Origin of the sequence: Pseudonocardia halophobica (assembly GCF_027922425.1) — a bacterium.
GTDB lineage: Bacteria > Actinomycetota > Actinomycetes > Mycobacteriales > Pseudonocardiaceae > Pseudonocardia > Pseudonocardia halophobica.
Genome location: NZ_BSFQ01000012.1, coordinates 77,917 through 97,003, shown reverse-complemented (window position 1 = coordinate 97,003; position 19,087 = coordinate 77,917). Strand labels below are relative to the sequence as shown.

The window sequence follows — 19,087 nt, the reverse complement described above, 5'->3', positions numbered from 1 at the left end:
TGGAGCGGCGGGGCTTGATCGTGGTTCAGGCCGGACGGGCCAGCGCGACGCGTCGGTCGATCGGGGGACAGCAGGACCCTCCGGCCAGGGGTCCGGTCGACCGACGGTGCGAGCGCACAGCGGCGCCCATCCTTCAAGCGACCGGGGAGACGCCCCGGGAACCGAGGAGGAAAGATCCGATGGACGCAGCCACAACCCGCACCGACAACAGCACCACGACCAGCGTCGATGCCGAGCTCGACGCCGCCACTACCGCTGCGGGCTCCCTCACCGTCATGGCCGACCAGAGCACGGGTGAGCCCACCCGCAGCGGGGACGTCTTCGGGCACGAGCAGCGGGAGCACCGCGACGCACGGGATCGCGAGCGGGCGGAACAGCGCGAGCGCCAGCACCGGGAGCGGGAGCGCGAGGAGCACCGCCAGCGCGAACACCGCGAGCGCGAGCGTGAGGAGCGCCGGGAGGAGCGCGAGCGCAAGGAGCACCGGGAGGAGCGCATGCGCGAGCGCGGGGAGCACCGCGAGCGCGGGGAGCACCGCGAGCGCGGGGAGCACCGCGAGCGGGAGGAGCACCGGGACCGCGAGGGCGGATACCGCCGGCACGAGGAGGGCCGCGGGCGCGAGGAGCACCGCGAGGGGTACCGGGACGAGCACCGCGGGCGCGAGGAGGGTCGCGGGCGCGAGGAGTACCGCGGACGCGAGGAGCACCGCGGGTGGGACGAGCACCGCGAGGGGTACCGGGACGAGCACCGCGGGCGCGAGGAGGGCCGCGGGCGCGAGGAGTACCGCGGACGCGAGGAGCACCGCGGGTGGGACGAGCACCGCGGGCGCGAGGAGGGCCGCGGGCGCGAGGAGCACCGCGAGGGGTACCGGGACGAGCACCACGACCGCAGCGAGCGGGGCCGGCACTTCGAGGGCACCCGGCGTGACGGCGACGAACACCGCGACCGCAACCGGGGCGAGCAGCGGGACCGGACCGAGCGCCGCGACGACCAGAACCGCGACCAGCACCGCGACGACCAGCACCGCGACGACCAGCACCGCGTCGACCAGCACCGCGTCGACCAGCACCTGTACGAGCACCAGGACGTCCGCTTCGAGCACGTCGACCGCTTCGACCAGGGCCGGACCGAGGACCACGGTCACGAGGAGCACCGCGTCATGGAGGGGTCGCACGACGTCGGGACCGAGCACGTCTGATCGATGACCCGGGAGGCGCGGTTCACGACCGCGCCTCCCGGTCGGCCGGGGTCGGCGGCCGGGCGGGGGGAAGCATGCTCCAGCAGCAGGGACCGAGCGCCGCGGCGCGTTACGCCCGCGAAACCGTGGACCTGGCGATGGAGGGCGCCGACGCAAACCGCCGGGACGATCGCGCCGGGCGGCTCCGCGGCGCCCGGGACCCGCTGTCCGGATCCGGCCTCACCGGCTCCGTCGTCGAGGGCGCCGGTTGGTTGCCCGACGACCCGCGTCCGCTGACGCGCCGCCGTCGGTTCACCGCTACGACGGCCTCTTCCTGGTCGAGAAGGCGTGGCGGGAACGGGCCGCAGCGGCCATCGCATCTGCCGGTTCCGAATGGTCAGTGCCGAAACGCCCGTCACCGCGGTGCGCGATGTCGAGACCCCGACTGCCGAGGTTCCACGGCAGTGCCGCGCCCGGACGGCGCGCGTCGACCAGTCAGCGGCTCGTCCCCGGTTCCGGCGCTCGCCGATCTGGTGAATGAGACGGACCCGCACGGCCTCGGCCTCACGACGAGCGTCGGAACCCGCCGGCACGGTCTCGAGAAATGAACCCGCGTAGCCAGTTTGGAAGGCAACGGATCTACGTCCGCCAACGCTTCTACCAGCGCCAACAGTCTCCGCAGAGGGTGCTCAGGTGTCCCTGAGTGCCCTTCTCGACGCAAGTTCGTGCCACATCTCGTTCCACGCCCCCGGCCCGTCGTCGGGCCCGTACCGCGGTGCCGCGACTACGATGGCAGACAGTCCCGCAGCCCGTCCTGAGCGAGCATCGTGTCCACCCAGCCCGGGCCCTCGCCCTCTCCGAAGCCGCCCGGCATCACCGTCGACGACCTCTTCGCCGCCGCAGCGCCGATCCGTACGGGGGACGATCTCGCCCACGACGGCGTGTTCGACGACGACGAGCTCGACGCGTTCCTCACCGACCTTCAGAAGATGCGCCGCTCGGACATCGCCTGACGGCCGACGGATCATCCTCGACACCGACGTCGCCTCACTCGGCATCAAAGACCGCCTCCCCGCACCTGCAGTTCCTGCTCGCCGCCGGCCTACGGCCGGCCGCCGCCCGGCGTGGTCGGCGTACCAGCCTGCTGCGCGCCGACTTCCCGATCTCGACGGCTGCCTCCGCGAGCCGCTTATCCATCTGGCGGGTGACAAGCGCGGCGAGCGGTGTCGTCCGCCCGATCTCCCGCGCGAGCGCCCGCAGGAGATCGGCGCGCAGCGGCGGCCGGGTGAATCCCAGGCTCGGGCCGCCGCGCTCATCGCGGCAGGCGCGGCCTCCAGCGCGGCGTCGTCGTGCGCGGGGCGGTCGACGAGCGAGCCACCCGCGGGATCGGCGGTCTCCATGAGGATGGTCAGGTATCCACCCGGTCGGGCGTGCGGGCCTCTCCGGTGGTGCTGGCGGCGGACCCGACCCGCCGGGCCAGCACGAGGCCGCAGGCCAGGGTGACTGCCAGGATCGCCACGACGTAGACCGAGACGGAGGTGGACGTCCCGGTCGCGCCGAGAAGCAGGGTGGCCACCGTCGGGCTGATTGCGCTGCCCAGGACGGTGGCGAGCTGGTAGCCGAGACCCATGCCGGAGTACCGAACCGAGGTGTCGAAGGCGTCGGAGAACAGCGCGGGCAGCACTCCGACGCCTGCGGCGAAGAAGACCCCCCAACCGAGGACGTAGGCGAGCACGACCAGCCCGGTCCGTCCATTTGAGACGGCGCCGAACATCAGCGAGACGGCTGTTGCGGTCCCCGCGGCGCCGATGCCGAGCAGGAGGGTGCGCCCGATCCGGTCGGACAGCCAGCCGGACAGCGGCGTCGTGACGAGCTGGACCGCGGTGGCGACGGTGATAGCGGTCAGCAGGGTGCCCGCCGGAACCCCGCCCGCGGTGCGGGCGTAGCCGACCATGTAGGTGATGGCAAGAATGCTGGCTGCGCTGAAGCCGGTGAAGGTGCCGGCGACGAGCAGGACCTCGCAGCGGTGATGGCGCAGCAGTGAGACGAACGGCGACCGGACGATCGCGTTGTCCCGCCGGGCCGCTCGGAACGACGGCGTTTCGGTGACCTTCAGCCGGATGACCAGGCCGACAGCCACCAGCACGACCGACGCCAGGAACGGCACGCGCCAGCCCCAGGTGAGCAGCTGCCCCTCCGGCAGGCCGCCGACCAGGGCGAAGGCGGCACTGCCGAGCAGGACACCCACGGACTGACCGGTGTGCGGCAGGCTGGCGAACAACCCGCGGCGGCCCTCGGGGGCGAACTCGAAGGCCATGATGATCGCCCCGCCGTACTCCCCGCCGAAGGCGAAGCCCTGGACCAGCCGGAGGACGAGCAGCAGGATCGGCGCGGCGACGCCAATCTGCGCGTAGCCGGGCAGCAGCCCGATCGCCAGGGTCGCACCGCCCATGAGCAGGACGGTCAGGACGAGCATCCGCTTGCGCCCGACGGTGTCGCCGAAATGCCCGATCACGATTCCACCCAGGGGCCGCGCGAGATAGCCGGCGCCGAAGGTGAGAAAGGCGGACAGGGCCCCGAGCACCGGCGTCATCTCGGGGAAGAACACGTGCGGGAAGACGAGTGCGGCGGCAGTTCCGTAGATGAAGAAGTCGTAGTACTCGACGGAGGTGCCCGCCGTGCTGGCGCCGACGACCTGCCAGGCGGATCGAGTGGTGGGGGCTGAGCGCATGGTGGGACTCCTTCGTCCTGGGCGGCTCGTGGAGGGGGCGGCGGATACGAACGCGCTCCCCATAAGGTGCTAGCGAGTGCTGCGACGTGCACATAGAGTGCGCCCTATGGATGAGTCGATCACGTTGCGACGCTTGTCCGTGTTCTGCCTGGTCGTGGACGCGGGTGGGGTGACGCGGGCAGCTGAGCAGTTGCTGGTGGCACAGCCGAGCGTGTCTGGTCAACTGCGGTCGTTGGAGCGCTCGTTGGGAGCCACTCTGTTCGTCCGGTCCGGTAGCGGCCTCGTGCTGACCGAGGCGGGCGAGCGGGTGTACCAATGGGCCAAGGAAGTGCTGGCGAGCAGCGTCCAGGTCCAGCGGGACGTCGACGACCTGGTCGCCGGGACCGCCGGATCGCTCGTCGCGGCCGCGAGCATGGCCATCGGCACGTACCTGCTACCCCCGGTCATGACCGCGTTGCGGGCCGAGCGGACCGGTGCCGACATCACGGTGCAGATCAGCGAACCGGAGATCGCCCTCCGCGCGACCCAGAGGGGCACCGTCGACCTCGCCGTGACCAGCTGGATCGAGGGCGAGACGCCTGACGCGCTGGTCGGCGAGAAGCTCTGGGAGGAGCCGATCGTGGTGTGCGCCAGCCCGAACGGCCCGCCCCACTCGGACTCGGTGACCCTCGCCGAGCTGGCGGGACTCCCGCTCGTCGGGGTCCCGACCGGCGTCTCCTACCACCGGATGCTGGTGGAGCAGCTCCGCGCGCACGGCGTCCCCGAACTTCCGGCTGTGATCCGGCTGGGCCACGCCGAGGCCATCAAGGAGGCTGTGGCGGCGAACGGCTGGGTCAGTCTGTCGGTCGGGTACACGATGCGCGCGGACCTGGAATCCGGACGGCTGCGAGCCGTCCGGATCCGGGACGCGCACCTGGTCGAGGGCATCGGGCTCTACCACCGCGAGGCGAAGTACTTCTCGCCCCTGCAGTCGGCGGCGATCGAGGCGCTGCGCGAGCTCGGGCGCTCACGATGCGCCGTCACCCCCGGACCGTGATGGCCCTGGCCGGGCAGTCCGCCGCGGCCTCCCGCACGGCGAGGCGGTCGACCTCGCGCGGTCGGCCGGGCCGCAGGAAGGCGATGCCGGTGTCGGTGTGGAGGTCGAACACCTCCGGCGCCGCCACCAGGCAGTTGCCGTAGCCACAGCAGGCGGTCTCGTCGATCTCGACGTCGGTCATGTCTCCTCCTCGAAGAGCAGCGGTAGGTGGGTGAGGCCGAGATGGTTGCCGCCCTGAAGGCTGCTCCAGACCGGCGGGCCGGCCGCGCACAACGGCGGTCGCGCCGCCAACTCCTCGAGCAGCAGGACCAGCTCGGTGCGTGCCAGCGGTGCACCGATGCACTGGTGGATGCCCCAGCCGAAGGCGAGGTGCCCGCGGGCGTCGCGGTCGGGGTCGAACCGGTCCGGGTCCGGGAAACGCTCCGGATCGCGGTTGGCCGCAGCGAGGGACAGCAGCACCGCATCGCCCTCCGCCACTGCGGTCCCGCCGACCCGCGCCGGGCACGTGGTCCGCCGGGCGAAGTTCTGCGCCGGGCTGCGGTGGCGCAGCATCTCCTCCACGAACGCCCGGGCGCGCGTGGGATCGGCCCGCAGCGCCGCCTGGGCCTCGGGATGTTCCACCAGCAGCCACGCCAGGGTGGCTGCCGCGTTCATCGTCGTCTCGTGACCCGCGACGGCGAAGGTCGCCAGGATCCCGACCTGCTCGTCCTCCCGGATCGGACGTCCCTCGATCTCCGCATGCAGCAGCGAGCCGAGGAAGTCGTCCCGAGGTCGGGCACGATGGTCGGCGAGCTCGGCACGCATCAGCTCCCACAGCCGCCGGTGGGACTCCGCGGGATCGACGTCGACGTACCGGCTCCACAGCTCCTCGGTCAGTGTGCGGAACTGCGCCACCGTCTCCCCGGAGAATCCGACCAGTTCGGTCAGCACCTGCAGCGGGAGCGGCAGGGCGACTGCGGAGACGAAGTCCCCTCCTCCCGCTGCGGCGAAGTCGTCGACGAGACGGGTCACGACTTCGGCGAGGAAGGGACGTAGCGCCCGGACCCGTGCAGGGGACAGGGCCTCGGCCATCAGCGCCCGGTAGGCGGTGTGCAGGGGCGGGTCGAAGTCGATCGGTATTGCCCGCCTGCTCCCGTCGGTGGGGATGCGGTGCCCGGACGCCGAGGAGAACGTGGCCGGATCGCGCAGTGCCGTCCGGACCTCGTCGTAACTCGTGACCAGCCAGAACCCGTCGCGGTCCGGTGCGCGCACCGCGCCACCGAGATTCTGTGCGGCGCGATAACGGTTCCAGACGGCCGGCTCGGTCAGCTCCGGATCGTAGGGATCGAAACCGAACCCGGTGGGGTCGGCGACGGTGCTCACGTTCCGGCCTCGCGCGGCCCGACGAACCCGGTCTGCCCCTCCTCCGAGCCCAGGGCGAGCACCGGCCCGTCCAGCTGCTCCTGCCACACCAGCGACTCCATGCCGATGTGCAACGGGTGGTCCTGGACTGTGTAGACGCCGAGCCCTTCGGGGCCCTGGTAATGGGCGTGCTCGAGCCAGCCCGGCGCCGAGAGCAGCAGGTCGCCTGCCTCCCACTCGATCGTCCGGCCGTCGACGACGCTCTCTCCTCGACCCGCGAAGTGGTAGTTGATCGCCACGGAGGAGTGCCGGTGGCCGCGCCCGCGACGGCGCGGCGGCGCCCCCGGGGGCATGAACGAAGCGGTGACGAAGAAGCTGTGGGTCGCACCCTGTCGCCGCTGGGTCGCCGGGTTGTACAGCGCCATGATCGTGCGCCTGCCGTCCCCCGGTTCCCGGGAGAGGTGCTGTCCGACCTCGGCCCACGGCCAGTGGAGCGCCCGGGACTCGACCACCTCGATGTCCACGAGGAACTCGTAGCCGCGCAGCCGAGCGCCCTCGTCGCCGATGGCGATGTCCGGCGCGGTACCCCGGGTGTAGGTGGCCGGTGCGTCGGAGGTCCTCGGCTTGGGCTCCCACGACTCGGGCAGGTCCTCGGCGTAGTGCACGCCGAGCTTCTCCAGCAGCGGGGCGTTGGAGTAGCTCAGCCGGGCCCACACGTCATCGCCGTCGTTGCGGAACCGGAAGCCCTGCATGGACGGGATGTTGGCGACGTCGAGGTGCGCGAGCGCGATCTCGTCGCCCTGCACGGTGATCCGGCCGCTGCCGCGGATGCCGATCTCGACGCGGTGTGCGTTCTCCCGCAGGGGCGCGGTCTCCTCGCCCGGCTTGAGGACCTCGATCGTCACGGACACCCCGGGCGCGAGGCCCAGCCCGGGGGCCGTGGCCGCGGGGTGCACGATGCGGCTCGCCCGCCGGCCGTTGGCGGGGCGGGGCGCGGCGGCGAGCCGGTCGATCTCCGACTCGATCCGGGCACGCGGGATTTTGATCGGGTCCCAGGGCTGGGGCGTGGCGGCAGGCCGGTCGCTCACGTCGACCAGGCGCGCGGCGGTGTCGAGACGGTCGTCGGTGAGGCTCATGAGGAGTTCCCTTCGAGTTGTCGGCTGGCCGTCGCCGGGGCGACGGCCGGATGGGGACTGCGCAGCGTGACGACGCACAACAGGGTCAGCAGCCCGAGGAACACGAGGTAGGCCGACACCGCCGTGGCGGCTCCGGTGGCCCCGTACAGGACGGTCGCGACGATCGGGGACAGTGCGCCTCCGAGGACACCGCCGATCGCGTAGGCGACCGAGGATCCGCTGTAGCGGACGGCGACGGGATAGGCCTCGGTGACGAAGGCGCCGTAGGGCCCGGTGGCCAGCCCGATCCCGATGCCGGAGACCACGCATGCCAGCGTGGACGCGCCGACCGAGCCGGTGTCGAGTAGCCAGAAGTAGGGGAACGCCCAGACCGTCAGCAGGCCGGAGCCGACGATCAGGAGGGTCCGTCTGCCGTACCGCTCGGCCAGCACTGCCGACACGGTGATGGCGGCGGCCCAGGCCAGTGCAGTACCGATGGAGATCGCCAGCATGGCCGAGGGGGGCACCAGCTGCTCCGCGGCGACGTAGCTCAGCGTGAAGACGAGAACGACGTTGCCCAGCCCGGAGCCGATCAGGTTGAGCCCGGAGGCGGGCAGCAGCACCCGAGGGGCCCGAAGGACCTCGGCCAGCGGCGCCCGGCGGACCTCCTGCCGGGTGCGGACCTGGCGGAACTCCGGGCTCTCGTCCAGCTTCAGCCGAAGGACCAGGCCGAACGCGACCAGCACGGCGGAGGCGAGGAACGGGATCCGCCATCCCCAGGCGGCGAAGCCGGCCTCGGGCAGCGTGACTCGGGTCAGGAGGAACACCAGACTCGCGAGCACGACCCCGAGCGGTAGGCCGAGCTGGGGGAAGGAGCTGAAGACGACGCGACGGTTCGGCGGTGCGTGTTCGAGGGCGAGCAGTGTGGCGCCGCCCCACTCCCCACCGACGCCGAGACCCTGGGCGAACCGGAGGACGACGAGCAGGATCGGCGCGGCGATCCCGATCGAGGCGTAGGTCGGCAGGACACCGATCAACGCCGTGCCCACACCCATGATCAGCAGCGACAGGACGAGCATGCTGCGTCGCCCGATCCGGTCCCCGAAGTGCCCCATCACCGCTCCCCCGACCGGCCGGGCGACGAACCCGACGGCGTAGGTGGACAGTGCGGCGATGGTCCCGGCGACCGGCGAGGCACCCGGGAAGAACTGCGGCGCGAACACCAACGCGGCCGCGGTGCCGTAGATGAAGAAGTCGTACCACTCGATGGTGGTGCCGACGAGGCCGGCGAGCGCGACCCGGCGAGCGCTCGGGGAGGTCCGTGTGGCTGCGGTCATCGCGCACCGAACCGCACGGGCAGCGACGTCAAGGACGGGAAGATGAGGGACGGGTGACGCTCGGCCTTCCCATCGAGGTCGATCGCACTCACCCGGTCGGCCAGACCGGCGAGCGTCTCTGCGAGTTGGATCCGGGCGAGCGGCGCGCCGAGGCAGTGGTGCAGGCCCATACCGAAGGCGAGATGGCGGGAGGCGTTCGGCCGGTCCGGGTCCATCCGGTACGGGTCCCGGAACGCCCGTTCGTCGGTGTTGGCCGCGCCGACCACGACCAGGACCTGCTCGCCGGCGGGGAGCACGCTGCCGTCGGAGGTCACGACGTCCTCGGCGGGTATGCGGTTCGCCACCTGCACCGGTGCGCGCAGCCGCAGCAGCTCCTCACGGATGCCGAGGCGGGTCGTGGGGGCGCGCCGAGCGACTTCGAGGAGCTCCGGACGCGCGGCGAGGTACTCCACCAGGTTGCTGAGGGACGTGCGGGTCGTCTCGAAGCCCGCGTCGAGCACGGTGTGCATCAGCGAGAGCACCTCGTCCCGGCTCAGCCGGCCCTCGGACTCGGCGGTGAGCAGCCGCTCGACCAGCGGAGTGGGTCGGGTGGTGCGGCCGAGGAAGCCGTCGAAGTAGTCGAAGTAGAACTGGGAGACCTCGTCGAGCCGGGCCTGCTGTGCGGACTCCAGCGGGAAGGGCGAGAAGATCATCAGGAAATCGACCTGGGTGTCGAGCATGAGCGCCCAGTCCTCGTCCGGCATCCCGATGAGCAGCCGCAGCACCCCGCGGGGGATGCGTGCGGCGAGCTCCGCGACGGCGTCGAACGGCCGCCCGTCGACCAGGACCCGGTCCAGCTCGGCGGCCACCTCGGCGGCCGCGGCCGCTCGCAGCTCCTCCGAGCGGCGTGCGGTGAACAGCGGCGCGACGGTCCCGCGGAGCCGCCGGTGCACCTCGCCGTCCGTCTGCACCATGTTGGCGCGCAGCCGGCGGGCCGCGGGCCCGGCCGGGAACCAGGCGGGAAGGTCCGTGCCGGGCACCTGCATGCGCCCGGTGGGATCGCGCAGCACGGTCTCGGCGTCGGCGTGTCGCGAGACGATGCGGGTGGGGCCGGCCTGCAGGACCGGGAAGTCGTCCCGGAGCGTGCGGTAGACCTCGGTCCGGTCACCGGCCAGCCAGTCGGGATCGGCGAACGCGGTGAGCAGGTCGGGGGCGGTGGTGGGGGCGGTCGTCATCGTCGGCTCCCTGGGGACCGGTCAGCAGGTGTCGAGCAGGTGCGCGCCCTGGTCGAGCAGGACGCGGACCCGGGGCTCGCCCGCGGGCGAGAGCGGCAGCAGCGGCGGTCGGACGTGGGCGGACGCGATCCGGCCGTGCCGCTGGAGGACCCACTTGGCCGGGGCCGGGTTGGTCTCCACGAACAGCAGGTCGACGAGCGGATGCAGGCCGTAGTGCAGCTCGCGGGCCCTCTCCTGGTCGCCTGCCTCCCAGGCCTGGTACATCTTCGCGACCGCGACCGGGGCGAGGTTGGCGACGGCACTGATGAACCCCGCACCGCCCAGAGCGAGCAGCGGCAGCCCGAGCAGCTCGATCCCGGACCAGACGAGCAGCTCTCTGCCGCACAGATGCAGCACGCGGGAGAAGTGCTCGAAGTCCTTCGTCGTCTCCTTGATCCCGACCAGGTTGTCGTGCTCGGCGAACAGCCGCGCGACCGTCTCCGGCGCGACGTCCACCGCCGTCCGGGAGGGCACGTTGTAGATCACGATCGGCAGGTCCGGGAACTCGCGGGCGATCGTCGCGTACCACGTGAGCAGCGCGTCCTGGGTCGGACGGGCGTAGTACGGGGTGATCACGAGCGCGGCGTCCGCACCCGCGTCCCGCGCCGCCCCGGTGATCTCCAGCGTCTCGTCCAGCTTCGCCGAACCGGTACCGGGCAGGAAGGGGACGGCGTCGTCCACCTCCTCGGCCACCGCGCGGATCGCGGCGATCCGCTCCGCGACGGTCTGGGCTGCCGGCTCCCCGGTCGAGCCCCCGATCGAGACGCCGTGCGAGCCGGACTCCAGCTGCCAGCGGACGAGCCGCCGCAAGGAGTCGAGGTCGAGGTCCCCGTCTTCGGTGAACGGCGTGATCACCGGTGCGATCGACCCCCGGATCCGTGCCGGGTCGCTGCGGAACTTCACCGGGCACCGCCCACGAGCACTCGCGCCACCGCCAGATCGGACAGCCCCATCCCCATCCCCTTGAACACCGTGCAGCGCGGCCGCTCCGGCCGCGTGACCTTGCCGACGACGACGTCGCCGAGCGTGTGCACGGCCGCCCAGTCCTCGCCGTAGAACTCCCGCAGCTCACGCGAGCCGCGCCGCGCGTTGGGCTCGCTGTCGACGACGGTCAGCGCCGACGCCGCGAGCACGTCCGACCCGAACTCCGCGTTGCCGGGCAGGATCGCGCCGACCGCGTTGAGGTGCGCTCCGGGGGCCAGGTGACCGGCGCGGAGGAAGGGTTCGGTCGCGCGGGTGATCAGTGTGACGATCGGGCAGTCGGTGGTTGCCGCGGCCACGTCCGGCGCCACGACGGCATCGAGCCCCAACTGCGCCCGCACCTGGTCGGCCAGCGCCTCCGCCTTCTCCCGCGTGCGGTTCCACACCCGGACCCGACGCAGCTCCCGAACCATGGACACGCTCTCCACCTGCCGGAACGCCTGGCGTCCCGCGCCGAGCACGGCGAGCTCGTCCGCCGCGGGATCGGCGAGGAACCGGGTGGCGATCCCCGAGATCGCCGCGGTGCGCAACGCACCCGCCGCGCCCGCCTCGGCCACACCGAGGGTGCGTCCGTCCGTGGCCGAGAAGAGTGTCATCAGCGCGCTCGCCCCGGCCGGGGTGTTCACCCAGGTCTTGAACAGCGCCAGATCGGACTCCAGATCCACGGCGCCGAGGGCGTGGGCGCTGCCCGCCGTCGGTTCGGCGGGCCAGGTCGCCATCGTCTTGTCGATGTTCCAGGCGCCGCCACGGGACTCGTGGCTCAGCACCTCGGTCAGCGAGTCGATGACCGCCCGCACCCCGATCTCCGCCCGGACCTCCTGTTCGGACCAGACCCTCATCGTGCTCCTCCCACCTCGGCCGCCACCGGTTCGTCGACGACCCCGTGGCGCAGCACGCCCACCCCGTGGACCTCGACCTCCAGCTGGTCACCCGGCCGCAGGAACCGGGGTGGCCGTCGGCGCAGGCCGATGCCCTTCGGCGTCCCGGTCGCGATGACGTCGCCCGCGCGGAGCGGTGTGAAGGTGCTGACGTAGGCCACCAGCCGCGGGACGTCGAAGACCAGGTTCGCGGTGGTGTCGTCCTGGGCCTGCTCGCCGTTGAGCCGGGTGGTCACCCGCCACGGCCCTCGGCCGATCTCGTCCAACGTCGTCAGCCAGGGGCCGAGGGCCCCGCTGCCCGCCCAGTTCTTGCCCGCCGTGGCCTGCACCGAGTGCGCCTGCCAGTCCCGGACGCTGTTCTCGGCCATGCAGGTCACGCCGGCGACGTGCGACCAGGCCTGGCCCTCGGCGATCCGTCGCCCCGACCGGCCGATGACGATCGCGGCCTCGCCCTCCCAGTCCAGGCTCTCCTCACCCGCGGGTCGGACGACCGGAGTACCCGCGCCCACGACGGAGTCCGGGAACCGGGTGAACAACGTGGGCCGGGCCGGCACCTCACGACCGGACTCTCGGGCGTGCGCTGCGTAGTTCATGCCGACGCAGAGGATCTTGGCGTGCTCGCGCATCGGAGGCTCCCAGGTGACCTGGTCGACCGGGATCCGCTCGTCCGCGGGATGTGCGCCGACGGGATCACCGAGGAGCGCCTCGAATGACGAGATCCGGCGATCGAGCCGCGCCACGACCTCGCCCTCGACCACGCCGAACGCGGGGGCGCCGGTGGGCAGGCGGAAGCGAGCGAGCCTCACGGCGCGGTCACCGGGGCCCGCAGGCCGGCCTTCTCCAGCCGGGGCAGGACGTCGCGGACGAAGTCGGCGATACCGGCGTCGTAGTCCACCCAGGTCAACAGCGCGCCGTCGATGCCCGCGGCGCTGAGCATCTCCAGCCGTTCGGCGATCGTCTCCGCGGTGCCGACGAGTGGGAAGCCGCCCGCGCCCGCGGCGAACCGCTGCCGCATCATCGCCAGGATCTCCGGTGGCATGAGCTGGGTGTTCGCGCCCTGCAGGCGCATCCAGGCGTCGACGCTCTCGGTGTCCTCGTACTCGACCGAGAAGCGCCGCAGGTAGGCCTCGGCCGCGGCCTGGTCGTCCCGCTGGACGACCACCGTATGGGTCCAGACCTGCACCTCGCGGCCGAAGTCCTCTCGGGCCATGCGCTTGTAGTCCGCGACCTGCTTGCGCACCCCCGCCTCGTCCTCGGACTGCACGATCACGAAGCACAGGTCGGCGTACTCGGCGGCGAACCGCATGCCCCGCGGCGACCCGCCGGCGTTCATGATCGGAATCCGGGGCTGTGCCGGCTTGGGCAGCGAGACCCCACCCAGGACGTCGAAGAACCGGCCGTGGAAGTCGAACTCCTCGGTCTCAGTCCACAGCCGCCGGATCACCTCGAGCCACTCCTGCAGGTGGTCGTAGCGCTCGTCGTGCTCGCGCAGCGGTGCGCCGAACATCTCCAGCTCCGGCTTGTTCCACCCGCCGACGACGTTGAGCGCGAAGCGCCCGCCGGAGATCAGATCCACCGTGGCCGCCTGCTTGGCGGCGACGATCGGATGGACCGTCGGGGCGTGGGAGGTCGCAAAGACCCCGATCCGCTCCGTCGCCGCGGCGATCCCCGCGGCCCACGTGAACGGGTCCATCACGGCCCCGGACGAGTGCTGCGGCCGGTTCTCCGGGTAGCCCTTCCACCTCGCAAAGGGGACCACCGCCTCGAATCCCGCCGCGTCCGCCGCCCGGGCGGTGCGGAGCGAGAAGTCCCAGCTGGCCGTGTGGGCCTCGGGGACCAGGGTCTGGGAGGCACCACGCCCGTTCGTGCAGAACAACCCCAGCTTGAGGGCATTGTCGCCCAGCAGCGGATTCATCGGCGAACCTCCTCGTCCGGCATGGCGACGACACTAGGAAGTCCGCGCGCCATCAGTCCAAGACGAACTTTCCGAGGAGGCCATAAGGGATTGCCTATTTCGACGGACCGAGCTGACTCTGTCGTGCGGCCGTGATCCCCAGCTCGTCCCTTGCGCACGAGCTGGGGCAGCGAGCGGCGACACGACCTGGACCGGCGCACCCCCACGAGCACGCACGCGACGGCCAGGCTCGGGTAAGTGACGAGAACCAAACTCCGGTATAGGTCACGTTCGTCCCGCGAAATGGTTCCACGGCGATCTTCAACTGATCTTCGTCGGAACGTCGTCGCAGGTCAGAGGTGGAGCGGGCGACGGGAATCGAACCCGCGTAGCCAGTTTGGAAGACTGGGGCTCTACCATTGAGCTACGCCCGCGTGCCCCCGGATCCCTCCGCGGACCCGGCAAGGATAGCCGATCAGCGGCCGACCCTCGCCAGCCTCCCCACCACATCACGCCAGGCGTCCGTCACGTCGGCCGGGCCTCCGCGTCCCGCCTCGGTGGTCACGGACGTCGGGCCCGGCCGGGTGGCCTAGACTCCCTCGCGACGGGGTGTGGCGCAGCTTGGTAGCGCACTCGCTTTGGGAGCGAGGGGCCGTGGGTTCAAATCCCGCCACCCCGACCACGTCGGGCCGGGTGTGGTCGTTCCGGGCGCACCCGGCCGGTCACACCCGGTCGAGGTTCATGACCTTGACCCACGCCGCCACGAAGTCCCGCACGAACTTCTCCCCCGCGTCGTCGGCGGCGTAGACCTCCGCGAGCGCCCGCAGCTCCGAGTTCGCGCCGAACACGAGGTCGACGCGGCTCGCGGTCCACCGGGTCTCGCCGGTGGCGCGGTCGCGGCCCTCGAAGACCTGCCCCGAGCGCGTCGGCGTCCACTCCGTGTCCATGTCGAGCAGGTTCACGAAGAAGTCCGTGGTCAGCGCCCCGGGCCGGGCGGTCAGCACGCCCAGCGGGGACCGCCCGACGTTGGCGTTCAGCACCCGCAGGCCCCCCACCAGCACGGTCATCTCGGGCGCGCTGAGGGTGAGCAGCTGGGCGCGGTCGACCAGCTGGTGTTCCGGCGCGACCAGGTCCGCCCGGCCGACGTAGTTGCGGAAGCCGTCCGCGGCGGGCTCCAGTGCGGCGAACGACCCGACGTCGGTCTGCTCCTGCGACGCGTCCGTGCGGCCCGGCGTGAAGGGGACCTCGACGGCGTACCCGGCCCGTTGCGCGGCCCGCTCCACGGCCGCACACCCGCCGAGCACGATCAGGTCGGCCAGGGAGATCCGCGTGCCGTCGCTCCGCGAGCGGTGGAACGACTCCCGGATCACCTCCAGGGCGCCCAGCACGACCTCGAGGCCGTCGGGCTCGTTGACCTCCCAGCGGCGCTGTGGCTCCAGGCGGATCCGCGCCCCGTTCGCCCCGCCGCGGCGGTCGCTCACGCGGAAGGTCGACGCCGACGCCCAGGCGGTGGCGACGAGCTGGGCCGCCGACAGCCCCGAATCGAGGATCTCGCGCTTGAGCCGGGCGACGTCCTCGGGACCGACGAGCTCGTGGTCGACGTCCGGGACCGGGTCCTGCCAGATCAGTGTCTCGATGGGGACCAGCGGCCCGCGGTAGCGCCGGACCGGGCCCATGTCGAAGTGCGTGAGCTTGAACCAGGCCCGGGCGAACGCGGCGGCCAGCAGGTCCGGGTCGTCCCGGAACCGTCGCGAGATCGGCGCGTAGCCCGGGTCGAAGCGCAGCGCCAGGTCCGTGGTGAGGAACGTCGGCGTGTGGGTCCTCGACGGGTCGTGGGCGTCGGGGACGGTGCCGGCCCCGGCCCCGCCCGACGGGACCCACTGCCAGGCGCCGGCCGGGCTCAGGACCGCGTCCCACTCGTAGTCGTACAGATTCGTGAGGAAGCTGCCGTCCCACCTCGTCGGGGTGGGTGTCCAGGTGCCCTCCAGGCCGCTGGTGATCGCGTCCGCGCCCCGGCCGCTGCCGAAGCTGCTCCGCCAGCCGAGGCCCTGCTCCTCCAGCGGGGCGGCCTCGGGTTCGGGGCCGAGATGGTCCTGGCGGGCCGCGCCGTGCGTCTTGCCGAACGTGTGGCCGCCGACGATCAGCGCGACGGTCTCCTCGTCGTCGAACCCCATGCGCCGGAAGGTCTCCCGCATGTCGCGCGCCGCGAGGAGCGGGTCCGGGACGCGGTGCGGGCCCTCCGGGTCGACGTAGATCAGGCCCATCTCGGAGGCGGCCAGCGGGCTCTGCAGCTCGCGGACGTGGGTGTGGCGGCCGTCGGTGAGCCAGGTGCGCTCGGGACCCCAGTAGACGTCGCCGTCGGACTCCCAGACGTCCGCCCGGCCGCCGCCGAAGCCGAGGGTCGTGAAGCCCATCGACTCCAGGGCCACGTTCCCGGCGAAGATCGTGAGGTCGGCCCAGGAGAGCTTGCGGCCGTACTTCCGCTTGACCGGCCACAGCAGGCGGCGCGCCTTGTCCAGGCTCTTGTTGTCCGGCCAGCTGTTCAACGGGGCGAAGCGCAGCATGCCGGTGCCGGCACCGCCACGGCCGTCCTGGATCCGGTACGTGCCGGCCGCGTGCCAGGCCATCCGCACCATGAGCGGGCCGTAGTGGCCGTGGTCGGCGGGCCACCAGTCCTGCGAGGTCGTGAGGACCGCCTCGATGTCCCGGCGCACCGCGTCCAGGTCCAGGGTCTCGAACTCGGCAGCGTAGTCGAACCCCTCGCCCATCGGATCGGCGACGGCGGGGTTCTTGGCGAGGATCCTGAGGTTCAGCCGGTCCGGCCACCACGTGCGGTTGGACTCGCCCCGCGTCGGGTGCGGCGCGTTCCCGCCCTTCTGCTTCTTCCTCTTGACGACGATGTCGTAGGTGAGCGACACGGGACTTCCCTCGAGACGTGATCAGGACGGGGGCGCGGCGCAGCGGCCCGGCCCGGGCCCCGGGAGCTGACCTCTGCATGTGCTCGGCATGACTGCCCAGCATGCGCCCGCCACCTGCGGCGAACAAGTGGTCGACCACGATTCCGGCCGCGCCCGCCGTTCGTCCGCCGGACCCCGCCGTTCGTGCCCGGATCGGGCCCGGCTTGCGGGCCGGTCCGTGCCCCGGCCAGCATCGCGGGGTGGTCGACGCGCAGGAGCTGGGACGGGAGCTGCTCGGCGATCCGGCGACGGGCTGGAGCATGGGACCGCCGGGCGCGATCGCGGAGTTCGCCCGGGACCCGGGCGAGGTGGTCGACGGCGACGGGAGCACGGTCGTCACTGCCCGTGGCGGGATCCGGCTCGAGCCGCCGCCGACGGTCCTCCCGGTGGCCTACGAGACGCCGGCGGGGTCGGGACTGCACTGGACCCAGGCCGTCGCGTTCTGCCTGCCGCACGCCGAGGCGCGGCGCGCGGGCCGGACGACGGTCACGCAGCTGGGGCCCGACGCCGACGCCCTGCGCGCCGACGACCGCGGGGCCGTACTCGTCGACCTCGGGCTCGGCACCCCGACCGTCGACGCCTGCGTCCGGACCGACGACGCCGAGCTGCTGGCTCTGGTCGGCGCCCACGCCGGGCAGCCCCTGTTCGCCACGTCCCTGGGCGCGGAGCTGGTCGCCCGCAGCCCGCACCGGGTGTTCCTGACGGCCGTCGGCCGGGTCGAGGTGTACGCCCCGATCCCCGGACCGGACGGGCGCTCGCCGCTCGGCCCGCACACCCACCTGCTCCCGCACCTGATCGGCCGCGGGCCCGCGCCGACCGTGCCGATCCGGGCCGGGCAGGTGGCCGTCGCGCACGCCTATCCCGCGCACCCGGCGGCCGACCACCTCGGGCGGCCCCACCCCTTCGACGCGGACCGGCTCGCCGAATTCGACGCGGTGCTCGACGTCGCCGGCGACCCGTTGCTGCGGGCGCTCAAGGAGTCCGTGCGGGACGCGGTGCGCGCCGGCCGGGTACCCGTCGACCTGCCGGAGGATCCCGTGGGGCGAGCGGTCGTCGCCGTCACGCTGCGGCAGCTCGCCCGCACGGACGGCCCGACGCCCGACGCCTGGCGGCCGCACCGGGACCTGCCCGCGGAGCTGCTCGACCCCGCGGGCGACCCGAACGCGGGTTAGGTCAGGCGGCCTCGCCGGCCCGGTCGTCCCAGAACCACTGGGCCGTCATGGGGCTCCGGCAGTCGGGGCAGCCGATGTCGAAGCCCTCGGACTCCTCGGCGGGCAGTTCGGCGTAGGAGCCGCAGGCGGCGCAGCTCCACCAGAGGGTGTCGCTCATGGCGCCGAGGGTAATCACATCGCTGTCATTCGCAAGCCCCGGCCTCCGGTGCCCGCCGCCAGCGCGGTCGGGTCTATACGACCACGGGGCTCCGCGTGATCACCAGACCGCGCGGCTCCAGTTCCTCCGTCGTCATCTCGGGACCTGGACCGGTGCGCCCCGCGGACAGCTCGGCGACCACCGGCGCGACCAGGGTTTCCGTGTAGTGCTCGTACGCGGCCCTGGACTCCCAGACCTCGAGGACCTCGAAGCCGTCGGAGGTCGGCAGGCCGACGTGGACCAGGAGTCCGTCGACCGCTCCCCCCGTCCGCCGCACCACCTCGGCGTGGACGGCGTCGTACAGCTCGACGGGCGCGGAGACACGGGTCCGGATGGCGACGCTCATGCCGACCTCCTCGGTCGCACAGCTGATCGGAAGGACCACCGAGAATAGTCAGAGAGACTGACCAAGTCCAGCGGACCACCGATAGGTGCACGCCGCCGTGGCGGAAACTACGTATCGTCCCGGCGTCCACCCCGCTGCGACGCTGCGCGCGCACGATGACGCCGTCGTCGGCGACCGGAGGGAGAGCGTCATGGCGGGCATGGACAAGCGGAGCCTCGACGAGCCGGACGAGTCGCGCCGCCCCGACAAGACCGTCCTCGACGTCGTCAGCCTGCCCGGCGCGACCGTCGGCCGGATCCGCCTGCAGCCGGGATGGCGCTGGTCGGAGTGCATCAAGCCGATCGCGGGGACGGCGAGCTGCCAGACGCCGCACCTCGGCTACGTGATCGCGGGACGACTCCACCTGCGCGACGACTCCGGCGCCGAGCTCGACATCGGCCCCGGCGACGCGTACCAGGTGGCGCCCGGACACGACGCCTGGGTCGTGGGCGAGGAGCAGTTCGTGGCGCTCGAGTTCGACAGCAAGACCGCGGAGACCTACGCCACGGGCTGACCGCCGCCCGCCGCTCCGGCCCGCCGCGGCGGGCCGGTCCTCCGCGCTGGTCAGCCGCGTCCGGGCGCATCGCGCGGGCGCGCCCGGCCTCGTCCGAACGCGGGTCGACAGTCACGTGACGT

The 19,087-nt window shown here is 72.5% G+C and carries 18 protein-coding genes and 2 tRNA genes; 6 read left to right on the top strand and 14 right to left on the bottom strand.

From position 1 onward, the window contains the following. Window positions 1-179: 179 nt before the first annotated feature. Together PKE99_RS16285 and PKE99_RS16280 are read left to right on the top strand one after the other, a co-directional pair. Complete coding sequence (locus PKE99_RS16285) at window positions 180-1,196, top strand: hypothetical protein (RefSeq protein ID WP_037045838.1); 1,017 nt, start codon at window positions 180-182, stop codon at window positions 1,194-1,196. An 806-nt stretch (window positions 1,197-2,002) separates the two neighbouring features. After that, a complete protein-coding gene (locus tag PKE99_RS16280; RefSeq protein WP_037045837.1) occupies window positions 2,003-2,188 on the top strand; it encodes a hypothetical protein in 186 nt (61 codons plus the stop codon). Window positions 2,189-2,583: 395 nt separating this feature from the next. Here the strand turns inward: PKE99_RS16280 and PKE99_RS16275 are convergent, their stop codons facing one another. Beyond that, window positions 2,584-3,906, bottom strand: a complete 1,323-nt coding sequence (locus PKE99_RS16275; RefSeq protein ID WP_051737447.1) for an MFS transporter — start codon at window positions 3,904-3,906, stop codon at window positions 2,584-2,586. A 106-nt stretch (window positions 3,907-4,012) separates the two neighbouring features. On the opposite strand from PKE99_RS16275, the gene PKE99_RS16270 reads away from it, so the two are divergent. Next, complete coding sequence (locus PKE99_RS16270; protein ID WP_037045836.1) at window positions 4,013-4,942, top strand: LysR family transcriptional regulator; 930 nt, start codon at window positions 4,013-4,015, stop codon at window positions 4,940-4,942. Here the strand turns inward: PKE99_RS16270 and PKE99_RS16265 are convergent. The 10 genes from PKE99_RS16265 to PKE99_RS16220 form a co-directional block, all read right to left on the bottom strand. Next, entirely contained in the window at window positions 4,926-5,123 is a 198-nt protein-coding gene (locus PKE99_RS16265) for a ferredoxin (RefSeq protein WP_037045835.1), read from the bottom strand. The two genes, PKE99_RS16270 and PKE99_RS16265, sit on opposite strands and share 17 nt — an antisense overlap. Continuing rightward, window positions 5,120-6,304: a cytochrome P450 gene (locus tag PKE99_RS16260; protein WP_051737446.1), complete on the bottom strand. Its 1,185-nt coding sequence runs from the start codon at window positions 6,302-6,304 to the stop codon at window positions 5,120-5,122. Before PKE99_RS16260 ends, PKE99_RS16265 begins: the two co-directional genes overlap by 4 nt. Further along, complete coding sequence (locus tag PKE99_RS16255; protein ID WP_197040636.1) at window positions 6,301-7,419, bottom strand: cupin domain-containing protein; 1,119 nt, start codon at window positions 7,417-7,419, stop codon at window positions 6,301-6,303. Before PKE99_RS16255 ends, PKE99_RS16260 begins: the two co-directional genes overlap by 4 nt. Further along, on the bottom strand, window positions 7,416-8,735 hold the full coding sequence (locus PKE99_RS16250) for an MFS transporter (RefSeq protein ID WP_037045834.1): 1,320 nt from the start codon (window positions 8,733-8,735) through the stop codon (window positions 7,416-7,418). The genes PKE99_RS16255 and PKE99_RS16250 overlap by 4 nt, the downstream gene beginning before the upstream one ends. Next, on the bottom strand, window positions 8,732-9,949 hold the full coding sequence (locus PKE99_RS16245; protein ID WP_037045833.1) for a cytochrome P450: 1,218 nt from the start codon (window positions 9,947-9,949) through the stop codon (window positions 8,732-8,734). The genes PKE99_RS16250 and PKE99_RS16245 overlap by 4 nt, the downstream gene beginning before the upstream one ends. 21 nt (window positions 9,950-9,970) lie before the next feature. After that, window positions 9,971-10,891 carry a 4-hydroxy-tetrahydrodipicolinate synthase gene (gene dapA, locus PKE99_RS16240; protein WP_037045832.1) on the bottom strand — a complete coding sequence of 307 codons (921 nt, stop codon included), beginning with the start codon at window positions 10,889-10,891 and terminating at the stop codon, window positions 9,971-9,973. Continuing rightward, on the bottom strand, window positions 10,888-11,808 hold the full coding sequence (locus PKE99_RS16235; RefSeq protein ID WP_037045831.1) for an ornithine cyclodeaminase family protein: 921 nt from the start codon (window positions 11,806-11,808) through the stop codon (window positions 10,888-10,890). The genes dapA and PKE99_RS16235 overlap by 4 nt, the downstream gene beginning before the upstream one ends. Continuing rightward, a complete protein-coding gene (locus tag PKE99_RS16230; RefSeq protein WP_037045830.1) occupies window positions 11,805-12,653 on the bottom strand; it encodes a fumarylacetoacetate hydrolase family protein in 849 nt (282 codons plus the stop codon). Before PKE99_RS16230 ends, PKE99_RS16235 begins: the two co-directional genes overlap by 4 nt. Beyond that, complete coding sequence (locus tag PKE99_RS16225; protein ID WP_037045829.1) at window positions 12,650-13,762, bottom strand: LLM class flavin-dependent oxidoreductase; 1,113 nt, start codon at window positions 13,760-13,762, stop codon at window positions 12,650-12,652. The genes PKE99_RS16230 and PKE99_RS16225 overlap by 4 nt, the downstream gene beginning before the upstream one ends. 339 nt (window positions 13,763-14,101) lie before the next feature. Then, window positions 14,102-14,175, bottom strand: a tRNA-Gly gene (locus PKE99_RS16220). A gap of 171 nt (window positions 14,176-14,346) precedes the next feature. Between PKE99_RS16220 and PKE99_RS16215 the strand changes: the two genes are divergently transcribed. Further along, a tRNA-Pro gene (locus PKE99_RS16215) sits at window positions 14,347-14,423 on the top strand. 40 nt (window positions 14,424-14,463) lie between these two features. Here PKE99_RS16215 and katG read toward each other — a convergent pair. Next, window positions 14,464-16,659: a catalase/peroxidase HPI gene (gene katG / locus PKE99_RS16210; RefSeq protein ID WP_037045828.1), complete on the bottom strand. Its 2,196-nt coding sequence runs from the start codon at window positions 16,657-16,659 to the stop codon at window positions 14,464-14,466. A gap of 239 nt (window positions 16,660-16,898) precedes the next feature. Between katG and PKE99_RS16205 the strand changes: the two genes are divergently transcribed. Beyond that, the gene (locus tag PKE99_RS16205) at window positions 16,899-17,870 is read left to right on the top strand and encodes a DUF6925 family protein (protein ID WP_051737445.1); all 972 of its coding nucleotides are present in this window, start codon (window positions 16,899-16,901) and stop codon (window positions 17,868-17,870) included. A 1-nt stretch (window position 17,871) separates the two neighbouring features. Here the strand turns inward: PKE99_RS16205 and PKE99_RS16200 are convergent, their stop codons facing one another. Both PKE99_RS16200 and PKE99_RS16195 read right to left on the bottom strand, forming a co-directional pair. Beyond that, on the bottom strand, window positions 17,872-18,027 hold the full coding sequence (locus PKE99_RS16200) for a hypothetical protein (RefSeq protein ID WP_156067609.1): 156 nt from the start codon (window positions 18,025-18,027) through the stop codon (window positions 17,872-17,874). Between the two features lie 73 nt (window positions 18,028-18,100). Further along, the gene (locus tag PKE99_RS16195) at window positions 18,101-18,412 is read right to left on the bottom strand and encodes a hypothetical protein (protein ID WP_156067606.1); all 312 of its coding nucleotides are present in this window, start codon (window positions 18,410-18,412) and stop codon (window positions 18,101-18,103) included. 190 nt (window positions 18,413-18,602) lie between these two features. Between PKE99_RS16195 and PKE99_RS16190 the strand changes: the two genes are divergently transcribed. Continuing rightward, the gene (locus tag PKE99_RS16190) at window positions 18,603-18,965 is read left to right on the top strand and encodes a cupin domain-containing protein (protein ID WP_037045826.1); all 363 of its coding nucleotides are present in this window, start codon (window positions 18,603-18,605) and stop codon (window positions 18,963-18,965) included. Window positions 18,966-19,087 lie beyond the last annotated feature (122 nt).

What these genes read in the sequence shown, in the direction of transcription:
- PKE99_RS16200 (WP_156067609.1), bottom strand. Translation starts at nt 18,027, where the DNA reads ATGAGCGACACCCTCTGGTGGAGCTGCGCCGCCTGCGGCTCCTACGCC.
- PKE99_RS16235 (WP_037045831.1), bottom strand. Translation starts at nt 11,808, where the DNA reads ATGAGGGTCTGGTCCGAACAGGAGGTCCGGGCGGAGATCGGGGTGCGG.
- PKE99_RS16225 (WP_037045829.1), bottom strand. Translation starts at nt 13,762, where the DNA reads ATGAATCCGCTGCTGGGCGACAATGCCCTCAAGCTGGGGTTGTTCTGC.
- PKE99_RS16265 (WP_037045835.1), bottom strand. Translation starts at nt 5,123, where the DNA reads ATGACCGACGTCGAGATCGACGAGACCGCCTGCTGTGGCTACGGCAAC.
- PKE99_RS16250 (WP_037045834.1), bottom strand. Translation starts at nt 8,735, where the DNA reads ATGACCGCAGCCACACGGACCTCCCCGAGCGCTCGCCGGGTCGCGCTC.
- PKE99_RS16255 (WP_197040636.1), bottom strand. Translation starts at nt 7,419, where the DNA reads ATGAGCCTCACCGACGACCGTCTCGACACCGCCGCGCGCCTGGTCGAC.
- PKE99_RS16190 (WP_037045826.1), top strand. Translation starts at nt 18,603, where the DNA reads ATGGCGGGCATGGACAAGCGGAGCCTCGACGAGCCGGACGAGTCGCGC.
- PKE99_RS16245 (WP_037045833.1), bottom strand. Translation starts at nt 9,949, where the DNA reads ATGACGACCGCCCCCACCACCGCCCCCGACCTGCTCACCGCGTTCGCC.
- PKE99_RS16270 (WP_037045836.1), top strand. Translation starts at nt 4,013, where the DNA reads ATGGATGAGTCGATCACGTTGCGACGCTTGTCCGTGTTCTGCCTGGTC.
- PKE99_RS16195 (WP_156067606.1), bottom strand. Translation starts at nt 18,412, where the DNA reads ATGAGCGTCGCCATCCGGACCCGTGTCTCCGCGCCCGTCGAGCTGTAC.
- PKE99_RS16275 (WP_051737447.1), bottom strand. Translation starts at nt 3,906, where the DNA reads ATGCGCTCAGCCCCCACCACTCGATCCGCCTGGCAGGTCGTCGGCGCC.
- PKE99_RS16285 (WP_037045838.1), top strand. Translation starts at nt 180, where the DNA reads ATGGACGCAGCCACAACCCGCACCGACAACAGCACCACGACCAGCGTC.